The sequence below is a fragment of the Thioalkalivibrio sp. ALE10 genome (assembly GCF_000381385.1).
Taxonomy (GTDB): Bacteria; Pseudomonadota; Gammaproteobacteria; order Ectothiorhodospirales; family Ectothiorhodospiraceae; genus Thioalkalivibrio.
In genome coordinates this window covers 150,372-167,059 of the sequence record NZ_KB906453.1, presented here as the reverse complement: position 1 = coordinate 167,059, position 16,688 = coordinate 150,372, and the positions used below count along the sequence as shown (strand labels likewise).

The 16,688-nt window shown below is 69.7% G+C and carries 16 protein-coding genes and 1 riboswitch; of the genes, 9 read left to right on the top strand and 7 right to left on the bottom strand.

The genetic code is table 11. From position 1 onward, the window contains the following. Positions 1 to 9 precede the first annotated feature (9 nt). Together F788_RS0108895 and F788_RS0108890 are read right to left on the bottom strand one after the other, a co-directional pair. Positions 10 to 645: a TMEM165/GDT1 family protein gene (locus F788_RS0108895; RefSeq protein ID WP_019589933.1), complete on the bottom strand. Its 636-nt coding sequence runs from the start codon at positions 643 to 645 to the stop codon at positions 10 to 12. A gap of 116 nt (positions 646 to 761) precedes the next feature. Beyond that, positions 762 to 861: riboswitch (yybP-ykoY riboswitch) on the bottom strand. 50 nt (positions 862 to 911) lie between these two features. Next, positions 912 to 1,319, bottom strand: a complete 408-nt coding sequence (locus F788_RS0108890) for a hypothetical protein (RefSeq protein ID WP_018869136.1) — start codon at positions 1,317 to 1,319, stop codon at positions 912 to 914. A gap of 152 nt (positions 1,320 to 1,471) precedes the next feature. Here F788_RS0108890 and gshA point away from each other — a divergent pair, with 152 nt between their 5' ends. The 4 genes from gshA (at position 1,472) to fliL (ending at position 5,661) form a co-directional block, all read left to right on the top strand. Further along, on the top strand, positions 1,472 to 3,058 hold the full coding sequence (gshA, locus tag F788_RS0108885; protein WP_019589932.1) for a glutamate--cysteine ligase: 1,587 nt from the start codon (positions 1,472 to 1,474) through the stop codon (positions 3,056 to 3,058). Between the two features lie 74 nt (positions 3,059 to 3,132). Next, on the top strand, positions 3,133 to 4,305 hold the full coding sequence (locus tag F788_RS0108880; RefSeq protein ID WP_019589931.1) for a PLP-dependent aspartate aminotransferase family protein: 1,173 nt from the start codon (positions 3,133 to 3,135) through the stop codon (positions 4,303 to 4,305). A gap of 106 nt (positions 4,306 to 4,411) precedes the next feature. Continuing rightward, entirely contained in the window at positions 4,412 to 5,242 is an 831-nt protein-coding gene (locus F788_RS0108875) for a zinc-dependent peptidase (protein WP_019589930.1), read from the top strand. Beyond that, positions 5,239 to 5,661 carry a flagellar basal body-associated protein FliL gene (gene fliL / locus F788_RS0108870; RefSeq protein WP_019589929.1) on the top strand — a complete coding sequence of 141 codons (423 nt, stop codon included), beginning with the start codon at positions 5,239 to 5,241 and terminating at the stop codon, positions 5,659 to 5,661. Before F788_RS0108875 ends, fliL begins: the two co-directional genes overlap by 4 nt. Before the next feature lie 448 nt (positions 5,662 to 6,109). Here fliL and F788_RS0108860 read toward each other — a convergent pair whose 3' ends face one another. Both F788_RS0108860 and F788_RS0108855 read right to left on the bottom strand, forming a co-directional pair. Beyond that, positions 6,110 to 6,406, bottom strand: a complete 297-nt coding sequence (locus F788_RS0108860; RefSeq protein ID WP_019570177.1) for a hypothetical protein — start codon at positions 6,404 to 6,406, stop codon at positions 6,110 to 6,112. Between the two features lie 74 nt (positions 6,407 to 6,480). Then, a complete protein-coding gene (locus F788_RS0108855) occupies positions 6,481 to 8,442 on the bottom strand; it encodes an ABC-F family ATP-binding cassette domain-containing protein (protein ID WP_019589927.1) in 1,962 nt (653 codons plus the stop codon). A gap of 280 nt (positions 8,443 to 8,722) precedes the next feature. On the opposite strand from F788_RS0108855, the gene F788_RS0108850 reads away from it, so the two are divergent. After that, on the top strand, positions 8,723 to 9,640 hold the full coding sequence (locus F788_RS0108850; RefSeq protein ID WP_019021625.1) for a GGDEF domain-containing protein: 918 nt from the start codon (positions 8,723 to 8,725) through the stop codon (positions 9,638 to 9,640). Positions 9,641 to 9,655: 15 nt separating this feature from the next. On the opposite strand, the gene F788_RS0108845 is transcribed toward F788_RS0108850, so the two are convergent. Together F788_RS0108845 and F788_RS0108840 are read right to left on the bottom strand one after the other, a co-directional pair. Next, positions 9,656 to 10,600: a hydrogen peroxide-inducible genes activator gene (locus F788_RS0108845; protein ID WP_019570174.1), complete on the bottom strand. Its 945-nt coding sequence runs from the start codon at positions 10,598 to 10,600 to the stop codon at positions 9,656 to 9,658. Next, complete coding sequence (locus F788_RS0108840; protein ID WP_018869127.1) at positions 10,587 to 10,934, bottom strand: DUF3301 domain-containing protein; 348 nt, start codon at positions 10,932 to 10,934, stop codon at positions 10,587 to 10,589. The genes F788_RS0108845 and F788_RS0108840 overlap by 14 nt, the downstream gene beginning before the upstream one ends. Positions 10,935 to 11,049: 115 nt before the next feature. On the opposite strand from F788_RS0108840, the gene F788_RS0108835 reads away from it, so the two are divergent. The 4 genes from F788_RS0108835 to F788_RS0108820 all read left to right on the top strand — a co-directional run bounded on the left by F788_RS0108835 (position 11,050) and on the right by F788_RS0108820 (position 15,644). After that, a complete protein-coding gene (locus tag F788_RS0108835; protein WP_019021623.1) occupies positions 11,050 to 11,883 on the top strand; it encodes an inositol monophosphatase family protein in 834 nt (277 codons plus the stop codon). Next, on the top strand, positions 11,880 to 13,292 hold the full coding sequence (locus F788_RS0108830; protein WP_019021622.1) for an adenylate/guanylate cyclase domain-containing protein: 1,413 nt from the start codon (positions 11,880 to 11,882) through the stop codon (positions 13,290 to 13,292). Before F788_RS0108835 ends, F788_RS0108830 begins: the two co-directional genes overlap by 4 nt. Next, positions 13,289 to 14,365, top strand: a complete 1,077-nt coding sequence (locus tag F788_RS0108825) for a tetratricopeptide repeat protein (RefSeq protein ID WP_019589926.1) — start codon at positions 13,289 to 13,291, stop codon at positions 14,363 to 14,365. The genes F788_RS0108830 and F788_RS0108825 overlap by 4 nt, the downstream gene beginning before the upstream one ends. Positions 14,366 to 14,429: 64 nt before the next feature. Continuing rightward, a complete protein-coding gene (locus F788_RS0108820; protein WP_019589925.1) occupies positions 14,430 to 15,644 on the top strand; it encodes a TraB/GumN family protein in 1,215 nt (404 codons plus the stop codon). 42 nt (positions 15,645 to 15,686) lie between these two features. Here the strand turns inward: F788_RS0108820 and F788_RS0108815 are convergent, their stop codons facing one another. Then, complete coding sequence (locus tag F788_RS0108815) at positions 15,687 to 16,685, bottom strand: zinc-binding dehydrogenase (protein WP_019589924.1); 999 nt, start codon at positions 16,683 to 16,685, stop codon at positions 15,687 to 15,689. Positions 16,686 to 16,688 lie beyond the last annotated feature (3 nt).

Sequence of the window (16,688 nt, the reverse complement as noted above, 5' to 3'; positions counted from 1 at the left end):
TCGCCGAAATCACTCGCCGCTCCGGCCGGCGGCCTCCAGCAGGGCGCCGGAGAAGTCCGGCATGCCGAGATCGGGCATCCATCCCAGCGCCTCCAGCAGGGTCCACAGGCCGATCAGCAGGAACAGCGCCGCGGCGAACCAGCGCAGCGTGTGCACGGGCATGCGCTCGGCAAAACGCCGCCCCAGCAGCAGCCCGGGCACGGTGATCAGCAGGATCCCCAGGGTCGCACCCAGCACCACCGGCACCAGACTGCCCGAGGCCCCGGCCAGCGCGACCACGGCCAGCTGGGTCTTGTCCGCCATCTCGAACAGGAAGAAGGTGATCGCGGCGGTGAAGAACAGACTGCGGGCGCAGGGGTTCTCCGGCACCCCGTCCTCGTCGTCCTCCGGGATCAGCACCCAGACCGCCATGGCCAGGAACGCGATCGCGACCAGCCACAGGTGCCAGTCGGCGTCGATCACCGAGAACAGCCACACCCCGGCCACGGCCGACACCAGCTGATTGGCGAACAGCCCGGCAGCCATGCCCCAGAACACCGGCCACAGGCGGTTGCAGCGCAGGCCGAACAAAGCGGCGAGGAACATCGACCGGTCGCCGATCTCGGCCACGGCCACGGCGAAGACGGAAAGGAGAAAGAGTTCCATGACGGGCGATCCGGGCCGGGCGGGCGATGACCGGTGGCATCGACCCCCGCCGCCCGGCCACGAGCACGCCCGCCGCCGTTACGGCGGGCCGGAGGTCCATGCCACAGGTCTCGTCGGGCCGGATGCGGCTGCCTGCGCCACGGCCCGTGCGGGCCAATGATGTTGACGCAGGCCCCCGTCACGCGCGGACGGGGTGACTACTCCCCTGAGCAGGTGCAGAGTCTATTCACGGCCTCGCGCCCTGTCCAGAAACCGCGCTGCCCGGTTCAACGGTAGAGGCGGACCTCCTGACGCCGGCCTTCCACGCCACGGTTGGCGCAGAACGCCTGCTCCTCGCCGTCGGCGTAGCGCACCTCCATGTTGAAGCCGGCCGCCGGGGGATGGTTGAGCGCCACGTCGCGGCGCTCGCCCGGCCGGATACGACCTTCGCGCATCTCCGTCAGGCTCTGACCGTGGCTGAAACTGAAATGGATCGCCTCGATCATCTCGTCAGTGTCGTTGTGGACCGTGACCAGCAGCATGCCCTCCGGGACCTCCGGCTCGGTGAACAGGTGCATCGCCAGCCCCCCGACGACCAGGCCGACCAGGAACAGCAGGGTGGCCGGGGCGCGCAGGAAATCGATCACGCGGTCACTCAGCTCGCGCGGATCATGCTCCTCCGGGTTCTTGCTCATGCCGGCCTCCCTCTCTAATATCAGCCAGCTCTAATATACCGGTGGAAGCGAAAGAAGAGAACCGGCACCCCCGGCCCGGTGACCGGAGCGGCACATTCCGGTATTTTTCGCCCCTCCATCCAGCAAGTTCGATCCAGCAAGGCGGTCCGCACGTGGGAAGCGACGAACGCAATCTGCAGGCTCTGGTGGCGCGACTGGCGGAACGGCTCCCCGCCGGCAGCCTGCATGGCCGCATCGGCCTGGAGAAGGAAACCCTGCGCGTCGGCGCGGACGGCGCGCCGGCGCGCACGCCGCATCCTCCGGCACTGGGTTCGGCCCTGACCCATCCGTACATCACCACCGACTACTCCGAGGCCCTGCTGGAGTTCGTGACCCCGCCGTTCGACGACGTGCGCGAGACCCTCGGCTTCCTCCACGACCTGCAGGCGTTCGCCGCGGCCAGCGTGGGCGACGAGATCCTGTGGTCCACCTCCATGCCCTGCGTGACCGCCGATGATTCGGCGATCCCGGTGGCCGACTACGGACCCTCCAATGCCGGGCGCATGAAGACGGTTTATCGCCTGGGCCTGGGCCATCGCTACGGGCGCAAGATGCAGGTAATCGCCGGGGTGCATTTCAACTACTCCCCGCGCGAGGAGTTCTGGCCGGCGCTGGCCGAGGTACTGGGCGAGACCGACACCCGCGAGTTCCGCGACGCGCGCATGATGGGGATGATCCGCAACCTGCTGCGCTTTGGCTGGATGGTGCCGTATCTGTTCGGTGCCTCGCCGGCGGTCTGCAACTCGTTTCTCGAGGGACACGGCGCCACGCTGGAGGACTTCGACGACGACACCAGCTACCTGCCGCATGCCACCAGCCTGCGCATGGGCGATATCGGCTACACCAACCGCAAGGAGGCGGACACCGGCATCAAGGCGGACTACAACTCGCTGGCCGGCTACGTCGATTCGCTGCGCTGCGCGATCAACACCCCCAGCCCGGAATGGGAGGCACTGGGGGTCAAGGTCGACGGCGAATACCGCCAGCTGAACGCCAACATCCTGCAGATCGAGAACGAGTACTACTCCACCGTGCGGCCCAAACAGCCGCTGGAGCGCTTCGAAAAGCCCACCGACGCGCTGGAGGCCCGCGGCATCGAGTACGTGGAGCTGCGTTCGGTCGACATCAACGCACAGCACCCGCTCGGCGTGGACGAGACCCAGCTGCGCTTTCTCGAGACCTTTGCGCTGGCCTGCCTGCTGCAGCCCAGTCCCGCGTTCGGCCCGGGCGAGCTGGACGCAATCGACGCCAATCTGCTGCAGGCGGCGCACTATGGCCGGCGCCCCGGACTGGAACTCCAGCGTCCGCAGGGCGACACTCCACTGGCGGACTGGGCGCGCGAACTGCTGGCGCTAATGCGCCCGGTGGCCGCCGTACTCGACCAGGACCGCCCGGGCGACCCGTATCGCCGCGCTCTCAGCGAGCAGTGGGGCAAGGTCGAGCAGGCCGACCTGACCCCGTCGGCGCGCATGCTGGAAGACATGATGGCGCGCGAGGAGGGGTTCCACGTGCACGCCCGGCGCCTGTCGGCCCAGCACCGCGAGGCGTTCCGCTCCAACGGACCGCTGCCGCGCGCCGACATGCTGGAGGCCCTGGCGCGCCAGAGCCTGGCCGAGCAGGCGGAGATCGAAGCGGCCGACACCCTGGACTTCGACACCTTCCTGCAGCGTTACTTCGACGGCACCCTGCGCCACGCCTGACCGGCGGTTAGAATGCCCCGGCGCGGCCAGGCGTGCCTGAGCCGAACACACCCCTCGCGACCGGGAGCCTGCCGATGGCCGAATCCGACGATCGACGCCTGTCCACCCGCTGCATCCACGCCGGCGAGATCGGCGATGCCCATGGCAGCGCACTGACGCCGATCTACCCGACGACCACCTTCAAGTACCGCTCCACCGCGGCCATTCTGGACGTGGTGGAGGGCCGCACCAGCGGGAGCCTGTACACCCGCTACGGCATGAATCCGACCATCCGCAGCGTGGAATCCAAGCTCGCCAGCCTCGAAGGAGCCGAGGCCGCGCTGGTATTCAGTTCGGGCATGGCGGCGGAGACCGCGCTGTTCCTGGCCCTGGGCCGCGCGGGGGTCGTCTGCATCGGCGATGCCTACGGCGGGACCATGGAACTGCTCTCGGAGCAGCTGCCGCAGCTCGGCATCCGCACGCAGTTCCTGCTGGGCGACGAGCTCGACCGCCTGGACGCCTGCCTGGAACAGGGTGCCGGACTGGTGTTCCTGGAGACCCCGACCAATCCGGCGCTGGAGGTGTTTCCGATCGGCAAGATCGCCGAGCGGGCGCACGCCCATGGCGCGCTGCTCGCGGTCGACAACACCTTCGCCTCGCCGGTCAACCAGAACCCGCTGGCGCTGGGCGCCGACCTGGTCAGCCACAGCGCCACCAAGTACCTGGGCGGCCATTCCGACCTGACGGCCGGGGCCCTGATGGGCTCGGCGGAGCACATCGCGACGGTGGCCGGGTGGCGCAAGAACCTGGGTTCCACGCCCGCCCCGGAGACCTGCGCGCAGCTGGCCCGCAGCCTGCACACGCTCGTGGTGCGGGTCCGCCATCAGAACGCCGCGGCCCGGGCCATCGCCGAGGCGATGCAGAGCCACCCGCGGGTTACCCGCGTGCGCTACCCGGGCCTGCCGGGGGATCCCGGGCATGCGCTCGCGCGCGAACAGATGTACGGCTTCGGCGGCATGCTGACCCTCGAACTGGATGCCGACACCGAGGGCACCAGCGCGGTGGTCGACCGCCTGCGCCTGTTCGCCATCGCCCCCAGTCTGGGCGGCACCGAGAGTCTGGTGACCCAGCCGGTCACCACCACCCATCACGGCGTGTCGCCGGAGGAACGCGAACGCCGCGGGATCACCGGTTCGATGGTGCGCCTGTCGGTCGGCCTGGAAGATCCGCAGGACCTGATCGACGACCTCTGCCAGGCCCTGGGGTAACACCGGCCAGACACCCGCGCTTTCCCGTGCACTTCCCGGGGGGCGCTTTGCAGCGCGCGCGGGTTCTGGCAGTTTGGTCATTCATCCCTTCGGATCCGCATCCATCGTGAACCTGCCCCTGCCCCGACGCCTGGGAGACTGGCTGCGCAGCCTGGGCCGCCCGCCCCGGGCGGGCGACGGGCGGCGCGTGACCCTGGCGGACACCGAATGGACCGACCTGCGCCGGCGGGTCCCGTTTATCCGCACCCTGAACTCGGCGGAGGCCGAGCGCCTGCGTGAACGCATCGAGGGGCTGCTGGGCAGCAAGGAGTTCGTCGGGATCGACCACGAACCGGAACCCTGGCAATGCCACGTGATCGCCGCCTACGCCGCCCTGCCGGTCCTGGAACTGGGGCTGGAACCCTACCGCGACTGGCATACCGTGCTGATCTACCCCGACACCTTCGTGCCCGATCACGAATGGGTGGACGAGGACGGCATCGTGCACCGGGGGGCGATGCCCCAGGCCGGTGAGGCCTGGGAGCGCGGCCCGGTGATCCTGTCGTGGAATGACGTCCTCGAGCACGGCGCGGTGGTGGTGCACGAGGTGACGCATATCCTGGACGGCGGCAACGGCGACGTGAACGGCTTTCCGCCGCTGCCGCGCGACCGCGACCCGGCCGCCTGGACCGCCGCCTTCAGCGAGGCCTGGGAATGGTTCAACGCCCGGGTCGACGCCCCGGGCGTATCCGAGGAGGATCTGCCGCTGGACCCCTATGCCGCCACCGCGCCCGAGGAATTCCTCGCGGTGGCCGCCGAGGCCTTCTTCTTCGAGCCCGACCGCCTGCGGCGGGACCTGCCCGCGGTCTACGAGGAAATGGCGGGTTACTTCCGCCAGCAGCCCCATCGCCGCGCAGCGGCGGTCGCGACATCCATCCCCGAACCGAGACCGACATGATGCCCCGATCCGTGAAACAGCCCGTCTCCCGCACCGGACTCCCGGCCCTGATCCTGCTTGTATTGCTGGCGCTCGCCGCCGTCCCGGCCGCCGCGGAAGACGGCGATTCGCGCTACGTAACCCTGGACAGCCTGGTGGTCAACCTCGAGGACCCCGGCGCGGCCCGTTACCTGCAGACGAACATCCAGCTGGAGACCGCCTCACAGGAAGACGCGGACCGGGTGCGCGACCACATGCCCGCAGTCCGCGACCGCCTGATCCACGTCATGGGCGGACGCGACCCGGCTGAAGTGCGCCGCAGCGACGGCCGCGAAGCGCTGCGCGGCGAAGCCGTGGAGGAGCTGCGCGAGATCATGGAAGAGCTTACCGGCGCCCCGCTGATCGACGCCCTGTACTTCTCCAACTTCATCATCCAGTAGGAGGCCAGCCCCCTGGCCGATTTCGGCGCCGGACCTCATCGGCCGGAGGGCCGGCCTCCTACCGAACGGGCACCCATCCACACCCCCGTGGGAGGCCAGCCCTCTGGCCGATCAGGCCCAACCGCTGCACCAACGGCCGGGGACCGGCCCACCGCCGCCATCGGCCGGAGGGCCGGCCTCCTACGACATAATCCGCCCCACCGCGTAGGAGGCCAGCCCCCTGGCCGATCCGACGCCGGACCCCATCGGCCGGAGGGCCGGCCTCCTACCGAACGGGCACCCATCCACACCCCCGTAGACCCCATGGATCGCATCGCAATCCATGAAGTCTTCGGGATCGGCCAAGATCTGCGCCAAAAAACACCCTTTGGCACAGATAGTTGCGATGCGATCCATATCAGGAGGCCAGCCCCCTGGCCGATCCGGCGTCGGACAACCCCGGCCTCGTTCAATGCGGGCGATGCAGAAACGGCATGTCGCCGCGATCGGTCATGTGCCGGATCAGCGACACGCGACCCGGATCTTCCTTTTCCAGCTCGTCCGCGCACTGCGACGGCTGATGCGTGACCTCGGACAGCAGGACCTCGAGTTCGCGCAGATCCACCTTCGGCTGCTGCAGGTCCTCGGGTTTCGGGTTCTCGACCTGATTCGTCTCCCAGAACATCCGCGGATGCCACATGTGGTTCTGCGCGTCCGGATGATGGAAGAGTTCGACACAACGACGATTCAGCTCTTGTGCGTTCATCGCATGACTCCTCGTTTCGTTGCACTCACCCGATTATATAGACCCGAAAATTTCCGAGTGCAAGGGTCGGCCTTTCACTTCCCCGCCGGGGAGCCTCCGGCATCGGGGCGTGCCGCTTCCAGGGCCTCCATGGCCTCCATCCATTCCCCTTCGTGATCCTCCAGCCGGCGACGCAGCTCGCCCTGCTCGCGCGTCAGCGCCGCCAGGCGGTCCGCGGCCTCGGCATCGCCGGTGTACAGCTCGCTGTCGGCCAGCTCGGCCTCGATCGCGTCCAGCCGCTCCTGCAGGCGCGCGCACTCCGCCTCGGCGCGATCGGCGCGCTGCTGCAGGGGCTTGAGGGCCTCGCGGGCCCGCGCCGCCTCGCGCCGGCGATCCTTCTGCGACACCACCGGGCCGGCCCCGGCATCCTCTCCGGAAGCCGCCGCCGCACCCCCCGGCCCGGCCGGTTCCGGTCCCGCTTCGTCCCCGCTCCGACGCTCCTGGAGTTCACGCGCATAGTCGTCGAGATCGCCGTCGAATTCGCTCAGATGACCGTCCTCCACCCGCCAGAAGCGGTCGCAGACCCGTGCCAGGAGCTCGCGGTCATGCGCCACCACCACCAGCCCCCCGGCGTAGGCCTCCAGCGCCTCGCCCAGCGCCTCGCGCATGTCCAGGTCCAGATGGTTGGTGGGTTCGTCGAGCAGCAGCAGCGACGGCGCCTGCCACATCAGCCGTGCCAGGACCAGGCGCACGCGCTCGCCCCCGGAGCACTCGCCCACCGGACGGTCGGCCCGCTCGCCGCCGAACCCCAGTCCGCCGAGGAAATTGCGCAGGTCCTGTTCCGCAGCGCGCGGATCCTGCCGCTGCAGATGCGCCAGCGGCGAGGCCGCCAGGTCCAGCTGCTCGCGCTGATGCTGGGCGAAATAACCGATGCGCAGGTCCGGGGCCGGCCGCCGTTCGCCGCTATCCGGCTCCAGCTCGCCGGCCAGCAGGGCCAGCAGCGTCGATTTTCCGGCACCGTTGGGACCGAGGATCCCGACCCGGTCCTCCGGGCGCAACCGCAGGCTGGCCGGATGCAGACGCCGCGACTCGCCATGGCCCACGGTCGCGCGGTCCAGGGCCAGCAGGGGGTCGGGCAGCCGCTGCGGTGACGGGATGTGCAGATGCACCGGGCGCGCCGCGCGGATCACCGCGACGTCCTCCAGTGCCTCCAGCCGCTTGAGTCGGCTCTGGGCCTGGCGTGCCTTGCTGGCCTTGGCACGGAAACGCCGCACGAACTGCTCCAGATGGGCGCGTTCCGCGGCCACCTTCGCCGCGGCCGCCTCGCTCTGCGCCATGGCCTCGGCGCGCCGGGCCTCGGCCTGGGTGTAGCCGCCGCTGTACAGGGTCAGGGCGCCGCGTTCGATATGGGCGATATGCGTGACCACGGCGTCGAGGAAACGCCGGTCGTGGGCGATCACGATCACGGTGCCGGGGTAACGTGCCAGCCAGCCTTCCAGCCAGACGATGGTTTCCACGTCCAGGTGGTTGGTGGGTTCGTCCAGCAGCAGCAGGTCGGAGCGCGTCATCAGGGTGCGCGCCAGCCCCAGGCGCATGCGCCAGCCGCCGGAGAAATCCGACATCGGCCGGTCGCCGTCCGCGTCGGAAAACCCGAGCCCGGCCAGCAGGCGCCGGGCGCGGGCCTCGGCGGTCCAGCCGTCGATCGCATCCAGGCGCGCGTACAGCCGCGCCTGTTCCGCCCCGTCCCCGTCGTGTTCTTCCTCGAGGCGCCGCTGCAGTTCGCGCAGTTCGGCGTCACCGTCCAGCACGTACTCCACCGCCGGGCGCGCGCTGCCCGGAACCTCCTGCGGCAGATGCGCGACCACCCAGTCGTCCGGCTGCTCGATGGATCCGGCATCCAGTGACAGTTCGCCCTGCAGCGCGGCCAGCAGACTGGACTTGCCGGAACCGTTCGCGCCGGTCAGGCCGACCCGCCAGCCGGGGTGCACGGTGAGTTCCGCCCCCTGCAGCAGGATCTGGCGTCCACGTCGCAGTTCAACGTTGTGCATGCGGATCATGGCGGCGCTTCTCCCACGGTGGCCTGTACGCTGCGGCAGCATAGGGAAACGCCGTTCGATGTGCACGTGGCGTGCTGCCACCCTGGATGGCGTCGAAATCCTGCCGCTTTTTGCCGGTCGACCCGGCGGATTTTTTCCGTCCCGACCGGAGAATGTGCCGACAACCCGACACTCCGCCCTCCTCGACTGGCAAAAATCCTTTCGGAAACAGCATTTTGCAAACATGGCACGGTTCTCGCTTCTGCTTCGGCCAGGAATCATCGATCACCGCGAGGCAGCCATGAACAGCGACAACAACGCCACCAATCTGCGTCTGGTCTCCAGTAACGGCGGGGGACCGCAGCGCAGCGCACCGCTGGACGCCCTGGGGTTCGTCCAGACGGTGACCGCCACCCTGGAGCTGGGCGCGGTGATCGACCGTATCAACGAGCATCTGGCCGGCCACCTGGAGCACAGCGGCTGGATCTATACCACGGACGACGGCGAGATCCGTGAAGGCGGCGAACCCGACCGTCATCGGATCGAATACGCCCTCAGCTACAACGGCACCGACCTCGGCTCCCTGGTGCTGATGCGCGGCCGGCGCTTCGACGACCAGGAGCAGGCCCTGGTGGAATCCATCCTCGGCCTGGCCGCTCCGGCCCTGCACAACGCCTGGCGCTTCCGGCGGCTGCGGGCCAACCTGGAACGCGACGAGCTGACCGGCCTGGGCAACCGGCGGGCCTTCGAGATCCAGGGCGAGCAGTGGCTGGCCGACTGTCTGCGCCAGGACCGCCCGCTGTCGCTGCTGGCGGTGGATCTGGACCACTTCAAGCAGCTCAACGACCGCTTCGGCCACACCGTGGGCGACGAGATCCTGCGCGAAGTGGCCCGCGCGCTGCGCGAATCCAGCCGTCAGTCGGACCTGTGCGTGCGCATGGGGGGCGAGGAGTTCCTCGTGATCCTGCCCGGAGCGGACCTGCGCGCCGGCATGGACTGCGCCGAACGGATCCGGCAGGCGATCGGCGGCGTGCGGGTTTGCGCGCGTGGCGAAGAGGACGCCGCCGTCGAAAGCGACGGGGTAGCCGCCGTCACCGCCTCCATCGGCGTGGCCGCACTGGGCCGCCACACGACCCTGCAGAGCCTGTATCAGACCGCCGACGAGGCCCTGTACGCGGCCAAGACCTCGGGACGCGACCGGGTACTGGCCCGACACTGACGGACCGGCAGCGGGTCAGCCGTCGCCGTCTCCCGGCCGGATGAAGTCCACGCAGGTCAGCGGGGTCTGCAGGATCGCCTGACGCAGGGCCTCCACCGCCTCCGGTCGCGGGAACCGGCTGCGCCAGGCCAGCGCCACGCGGCGCGACGGCACGGGCTCTTCGAAACGCCGGACCGCCAGCAGCCGCTGGGCGTAGCGGTCGGCCCCGGCGGCGGTGCACGGCAGGATGGTCACGCCCATCCCGGAGGCCACCATGTGGCGGATGGTCTCCAGCGAGGACCCCTCCAGGTTGCTCGGGGTGCTGCCGTCCGCGGTGACGGTTTTTTGACACTCCGGGCAGCGTTCCAGCACCTGATCGCGGAAGCAGTGTCCCGCACCCAGCAGCAGCAGGGTTTCCTGCGCCATCGCCTGCAGTTCGACCGTCTCCCGCTCCGCCAGCGGATGACTCCCCGGCAGAACGCCGACGAACGGCTCGTCGTACAGCGGCAGGGTCACGATCCCCGGTTCCTCGAACGGCAGCGACACGATGATGACGTCCAGATCGCCCTGCTTGAGGCGTTCACGCAGCCGGCTGGTGTAGTTTTCCTCGATCACCAGCGGCATCTGCGGCGCGCGTTCGTGCAGCACCGGGATCAGCTCCGGCAGCAGGTACGGCGCGATAGTGTAGATCGCCCCGAGCCGCAGCGGCCCCACCATCGGGTCCTGACTCTGCGCCGCCACGTTGCGCAGCTGCTCCGCCTCGGAAAGCACCTGCCGTGCCTGGGCGATCACGCGCTCCCCGGCCGGCGTCACGCTGATCTCGCCGTGGCCGCGTTCGAACAGCATCACGCCCAGCTCGTCCTCCAGCTTGCGCACCGCCACTGACAGCGACGGCTGCGACACGTGACAGGCCTCCGCCGCCCGGCCGAAATGCCGCGCATCGGCCACGGCCACCGCGTAGCGCAACTCACTCAGGGTCATGACTGCCGCCTCCGACTTCATCCACCGTTCGCCCGCCTTCGGGCCAGTCCAGGGTGATACGCTCCAGCGCCGCTCCGCGCAGGATCAGCCAGCCCCGCCGCCGTTCCACGCCGTCGCCGGCAAACTCGAACACGTATTCGCGCCGCAGCACGGGATTGCCCCGATGACGCACGGGCCGCAGCCGTCGCCGCACCACGCTGCTGTCGAGAAACTGTACGCCGGCGCGGTCACAGGCCTGCCGCGCGATGTGCCGCGCGCGCTCGTGCGCCCGCCAGTTGGCGTTCAGGTAGGCCACCAGCGCGGCCAGGGCTAACAGGATCAACACACCGGTCATGGATCGGTATGATACGCATACTGACACCGCAAACGCCCGCCGATCCGCCGGATGTGCCGCCATCCCCGGGTCCCGGCGCCGCACAGACGAGGCCCGGCCCCGTCCAGGAAACCGCATGAACGGCAACAGCATCCCTTTCTCCGCCCTTCTGGAAGGCCTGCGGACCATCGGTCGGGAAGAGCTCCTGCCGCGTTTCGTCAGTGGCACACGGGTGGACTACAAGGCGGACGGATCGGTGATCACCCCGGCCGACCATGCCGCGGATGCCGCGGTGCGCCGTCTGTTGCGGGACTGCGGCATCGACGAACCGGTGCTCAGCGAGGAACAGGACGAACCGGAACAGCAGCGCGTGCTCGACGAAGCCCCGGCGTTCTGGCTTCTGGACCCTCTGGACGGCACCAGCAATTTCGCCACCGGGCTGCCGTTTTTCGCCATCTCTCTGGCACGCATCGAGGGCCAGCGGGTGACCCACGGGGCTACCCTCGACCCGGTGCGCGGCGAACTGTTTTCCGTCACGGAGGACGGCCCGCTGCTGCTGGACGGCAGCGAGCCGGAAACCGCGGCCACCGCTCCACCCGAAATCCGGCGCTGCATCGCCCTGGTCGACTACAAGCGCGTTCCCCGCACCCTGGGACGGGCGCTGCTGGACGCGGCCCCGTTTGCGTCGCAGCGCAACCTCGGCGCCTGCGCCCTGGAATGGGCATGGCTGGCGGCCGGGCGTGCGGATCTGTACCTGCACGGCGGCCAGGCGCTGTGGGACAGTACCGCCGGCACCCTGATGCTGGAACGGGCGGGCGGCGCGATGGCGGACCTGTCCGGCGCACCGGTATTCCGCCGCGATCTGGCCCGGCGCCCGGCGATCGCGGCCCGCGCCCCGCAGCTGCAGGCCGTCTGGCATGCCTGGATTACCGAACAACTGGACCCGCCCGGCTCCGGAGCGTCGGCATGATGCGGCTGTTCCGTCGCGGGGGGCCACCGGAACAGCGGCGCCCCGCGGATTTCACGCCCCGCTATCTGCCGATCGCCTGGAAGATCGTCGCGGTGATCGCCGGGCTCACCCTGACCGGGATCGGCGTGCTGGCGTGGGTGATCCTCAGCCAGGTCAGCACGGTGCTGAACAACCAGATCCAGGCCCAGGCCGAACTGACCGTCGCCCCGGTGGCCCGCACCTCGGGTGAACTGATCCTCGCCGAAGATCACCTCACGCTGGAGACCCTTCTCAACTCGCTGGTCGAGGACGGTCGGGTCGAGCACATCGCCGCCTACGCCATCGACCGCGGCCGGGTCGCCGAGGCCGGGTCTCCGCCGGCCGACGACGCCGACGGGGTCTGGCCGCTGACGGCCGGGGCCGAACCCTACCGGCAGGAAGTGCGATTCCAGGACGTCCAGGTCGGCTACATCGAGGCCCGGATCGACTCGGCACCGATGCAGGAACTGATGCGCAACACCATCAATGCGGGCGTCATCACCGCCGCGATCGTGTTCCTGCTGAGCCTGATCCTCGCCATCGACATCTCCAAGCGCCTGGTGCGCCCGCTGGAACGCCTGGCCGAATCCATGCGCGAACGCATGCAGCCCGGCCCGGACGACCAGGACGACCCGCGGGTGGTGCTGCGGCGCGACGAGATCACCCAGCTGACCGAGGCGTTCAACACCATGGCCCACGACCTGCTGCGCAAGGATCAGGTCGAGGCCGCGCTGCGACGCTATGTCTCCACCGGAGTGGCCGAGGACATCCTCGACAACCTGGACCGCGTGGAGCTGGGCGGCCGCGCGGTCGAGGGCTCGGTGCTGTTCGCCGACATCACCGGCTACACCGCGCTGTCCCAGCAGTGCACCCCGGAGGCACTCGGACGCATGCTCAACGAGTTCTTCGGCCCCATGACCGAGTGCATCGCGGAGCACGGCGGCACGGTGGACAAGTACATGGGAGACTGCACAATGGCGGTCTTCGGCGCGGCCCGGCCCGATCCCGACCATCGCATCACCGCCCTGCGTACCGGCCTGGCACTGCTGGACACCATCGCCGGCATCAATGCGGAGCGCGAGGCACGCGGCGAACGGCGGGTGGAATTCCGCATCGGCCTGTACGCCGGCGAGATGCTGGCGGGCAACATGGGGGCCCGGGAACGCATGCAGTTCACGGTGGTGGGCGAGACGGTCAATCTGGCCGCCCGCCTGGTGACCATCGCGCCCCCCGGGGGCCTCGTCACCACTCGCGATTTCATGGAGCATCCTCACATGAGCCAGCACAACACCGGGAAGCTGGTGCAGGAAGACCTCGGCCAGCATGCCCTCCACGGCCTGAGCGAGCCGGTCGACGTGGTGCGGGTGCACCCCTCGCGGACCACGGCATGATTCGACGCCGGATCCGTTACACCCTGCTCGCGGTGCTGCTGGCGCTCGCCACGCTGCACGGCTGCGCCCTGCTGGAACCGCTCCAGGACCCCGACACGCGCGTCGATCGGCTGGTGGCCGAAGGCGAATATCGCGCGGCACTGGAAACCCTCGACGCGCTGCCCGACGAGGAGCGGGCAGCGCGCAAAGACCGTCGCGAGACCATCGAGGCCCGCGCGGCCGAGGCCGCCGAGAACGCCCTGCGCGAGGCCGGGAACCAGGCGGCCGAAGGTGCCGTGGGGCGGGCCCTGGACATCCTTGAGGAGGCCGATGCCCGACTGCCGGCCAGCGAGGAACGCCAGCGCCGCATCGCCGAGCTGGAACGTGACCGCCGCACCGGTCTCAGCGCCCTGGAGCGCCGCCACCGAGTGATGGAGGCGCAGGCCCTGGCCGAACGCCTGCGACTGCTGGACATCATGCAGCCGCTGGCGCGTGACGACGACACCCTGCCCGAAAACATCGACGATCTGCGCCGCCGTGGCGCCCGCCTCGCCGCCGAGCTCGACCGCGATGCCCGCGACGCCGCCCCCGAGACCGCACTGGAGCGTCTGCGACTGGCGCGCGAACTCGAACCCGACCCGGAACGCGACCGGCGCATCGCCGAGCTGGAAGCCGAGCTCCGGCCGGACCCCGAACCAGTGAATCAGGAAGACAGCACGGCGTTGCTGGATGCACTGGAACGCGCGCTGGACGAGGAGGACCTGATCGCGGCCCGGCAGCATTGCCGCAACATCGCCACCGACCGCCTGGATGACAGCGCTCGCGACCGCCACGATGCCCTGTGCGAACGCTGGGAGGAGCAACGCGACGCACGCACCGCCGAATTGCTGGAACAGGGCAGCGCGCATTACGCCGCCGGCCGCATTCACGACGCCCTCGACACCTGGGAACGCGCCCTGGAACTCGACCCCGAACACGCCGGGCTGCGCAGCGCCCGTGAACGCGGCCGGCGCGTACTGGAGCGTCTGGACTCCCTGCGTGGCCCGGCGGAAGGCCCGGAGACCCCGGGTGAGCCGTTGCCGCCCGCCCCGTGAACCGGCAGGCGGCGGACGAGCCTGATAGGATTCGATCACCCGAGAACTGCCCACCGGCCCGAACATGACTCCGAACGTCGAGGACCTGATCGCCAGCGAACCCCATCGCGTACTGCAGCTGGGGGACACCGAGGTCGTGCTGCTGGGCACTGCCCATGTCTCGCGCGCCAGCGCGGACCGGGTACGCAGCCTGATCGACACCGAAAGCTTCGACGCGGTCGCCATCGAGCTGTGCGAGAGCCGCCAGCGGGCCATGCTGGACCCGGATGCACTGGGCCGCATGGATCTGTTCAGCGTGATCCGCCAGGGCCAGGCCCCGATGATCGCCGCGAGTCTCGCGCTGGGGGCCTATCAGCAGCGCCTGGCCGAGCAGTACGGGATCGAGCCGGGCGCGGAGATGCGCGCGGCCATGGACGGCGCTCTGGACCAGGGCGTACCGCTGGCACTGATCGACCGCGATCTGGGCCTGACCCTGCGGCGCACCTACCGGGCCGTGCCGTGGTGGCAGCGCATGGGCCTGGTCGGCGGCCTGCTGGGCAGCGTGCTCAGCCGCGAAAAGATCGACGAGAGCGAGATCGAGCGTCTGAAGGAAGGCGACATGCTGGAGAACACCTTCAGCGAGTTCGCCGAGCAGTCCGAAGCCCTGTACGGCACGCTGATCCACGAACGCGACCTGTACATGGCCGCACATCTGCGGCGCATGGCCGCCAGCGGCGAACACCGGCGCATCCTCGCGGTGGTCGGCGCCGGGCATCTGGCCGGCATCGCCGAACAGATCGGCCAGCAGCAACAGCCGCCGGACGAGATCCTGGACGAACTCGACCAGGCCCCGCCGAAGGCCCGCTGGCCGAAGGTGGTCCCGTGGGTCGTGGTGGGGGTGATCCTCACCGGCTTCGTGATCGGATTCCTGCGCAACCCCGACATCGGGATACAGATGATCATCGACTGGGTGGTCATCAATGGCGGACTGGCCGCGGTGGGAGCGGCGATCGCCCTGGCTCATCCGCTGACCCTGCTGACCGCGGCGCTGGCCGCGCCGCTGACCTCCCTGAACCCCACCATCGGGGTCGGCTTCGTGGCTGCCGCCGCGGAGATCTTCCTGCGCAAGCCCCGGGTCTCGGATTTCGCCCGCCTGCGCCAGGACACCACCCACGCCCGGGGCTGGTGGCACAACCGGGTCTCGCGCGTGCTGCTGGTATTCCTGCTGACGACCCTGGGCTCGGCCGCCGGCACCTACATCGGCGGGGCGCGGGTCTTCAGCCACCTGTTCGGCGGCTGAAGACCCGGCTCCCCGCTCAGGCCCGCCTCGGTCGGGCCCGCATCAGTCAGGGATGCGCAATACCAGCTTGCCGCGACGCCCGCCGGCCTCGATCCGCCGGTGCGCCTCCGCGGTCTGCGCCAGCGGCAAGACGTCCTCGACGTTGACCTCCAGGGTGCCGGCCTCCAGGCGTGTCAGCCCGTCGGCCACGATCTTCGCCTGACGCGCCAGCCCCGTCCGGCTGCGCTGCAGCATCGGCGTCAGCATCAGCTCCAGATGGATAGCCGCGTTCTGCAGCCGCGCCGGGTTCCAGTCCATGCCGTCGGGCGGTGCCAGCAGGGTCACCAGGCGCCCGGCAAAGCGGATTTGCCCCAGTCCCTCGACGAAGGTGTCGCCACCGACGGTATCCAGCACCAGGTCGAAATAACGCCCGTCGGTGAAGGCGGCGATATCCGTCGCGGCTCGGTCACTGCGGATGTCCACGTGATCCGCCCCCAGGGCGCGCATCACCTCCACACCGGCATCACTGCGCACCAGCCCGAGCACCCGGGCATTGGCCGCCCGCGCCAGCTGAACCGCCATCTGCCCGACTCCTCCGCTGGCCGCATGCACGAGGACATAGTCGCCCTTCTGCAGGCCGCCGCGGTCGATCAGCGCCTCCCAGGCCGTGATCCACGCCAGCGGCAGCGCCGCCGCCTCGGCGTCAGAGACCGCATCGGGCACCGGCACCAGGGCGGCCTCGGGCACCACCGCCTGTTCGGCACAGGTCCCCGGGTCGGCGCCGGTGCCACCGAAACAGAACGCCACGCGCTGCCCCGGGCGAACGTGCTGCACCGCGTCGCCGCAGGCCTCGACGACCCCTACGCCGTCACAGCCGGGGGTGTTGTGCGGCGCGCCCTCGACCAGCATGCCGCCCGCACGGACCTTGGTGTCGACCGGGTTCACGCCGGCCGCCAGCAGGCGCACGCGCACCTCGTCGGGCTCGCGGATCACCGGGTCGGGGCATTCGCCCAGGTATAAAACGTCGGCAGAGCCGGGCTCGTTGAACTGGATGGCTTGCATGTC

Excerpts from the sequence above, each read along its gene's own strand:
- F788_RS0108895 (WP_019589933.1), bottom strand. The coding sequence starts at position 645 with ATGGAACTCTTTCTCCTTTCCGTCTTCGCCGTGGCCGTGGCCGAGATC.
- F788_RS0108890 (WP_018869136.1), bottom strand. The coding sequence starts at position 1,319 with ATGAGCAAGAACCCGGAGGAGCATGATCCGCGCGAGCTGAGTGACCGC.
- F788_RS0108880 (WP_019589931.1), top strand. The coding sequence starts at position 3,133 with ATGGCCGAATCCGACGATCGACGCCTGTCCACCCGCTGCATCCACGCC.
- fliL (WP_019589929.1), top strand. The coding sequence starts at position 5,239 with ATGATGCCCCGATCCGTGAAACAGCCCGTCTCCCGCACCGGACTCCCG.
- F788_RS0108860 (WP_019570177.1), bottom strand. The coding sequence starts at position 6,406 with ATGAACGCACAAGAGCTGAATCGTCGTTGTGTCGAACTCTTCCATCAT.
- F788_RS0108855 (WP_019589927.1), bottom strand. The coding sequence starts at position 8,442 with ATGATCCGCATGCACAACGTTGAACTGCGACGTGGACGCCAGATCCTG.
- F788_RS0108850 (WP_019021625.1), top strand. The coding sequence starts at position 8,723 with ATGAACAGCGACAACAACGCCACCAATCTGCGTCTGGTCTCCAGTAAC.
- F788_RS0108845 (WP_019570174.1), bottom strand. The coding sequence starts at position 10,600 with ATGACCCTGAGTGAGTTGCGCTACGCGGTGGCCGTGGCCGATGCGCGG.
- F788_RS0108840 (WP_018869127.1), bottom strand. The coding sequence starts at position 10,934 with ATGACCGGTGTGTTGATCCTGTTAGCCCTGGCCGCGCTGGTGGCCTAC.
- F788_RS0108835 (WP_019021623.1), top strand. The coding sequence starts at position 11,050 with ATGAACGGCAACAGCATCCCTTTCTCCGCCCTTCTGGAAGGCCTGCGG.
- F788_RS0108830 (WP_019021622.1), top strand. The coding sequence starts at position 11,880 with ATGATGCGGCTGTTCCGTCGCGGGGGGCCACCGGAACAGCGGCGCCCC.
- F788_RS0108825 (WP_019589926.1), top strand. The coding sequence starts at position 13,289 with ATGATTCGACGCCGGATCCGTTACACCCTGCTCGCGGTGCTGCTGGCG.
- F788_RS0108820 (WP_019589925.1), top strand. The coding sequence starts at position 14,430 with ATGACTCCGAACGTCGAGGACCTGATCGCCAGCGAACCCCATCGCGTA.
- F788_RS0108815 (WP_019589924.1), bottom strand. The coding sequence starts at position 16,685 with ATGCAAGCCATCCAGTTCAACGAGCCCGGCTCTGCCGACGTTTTATAC.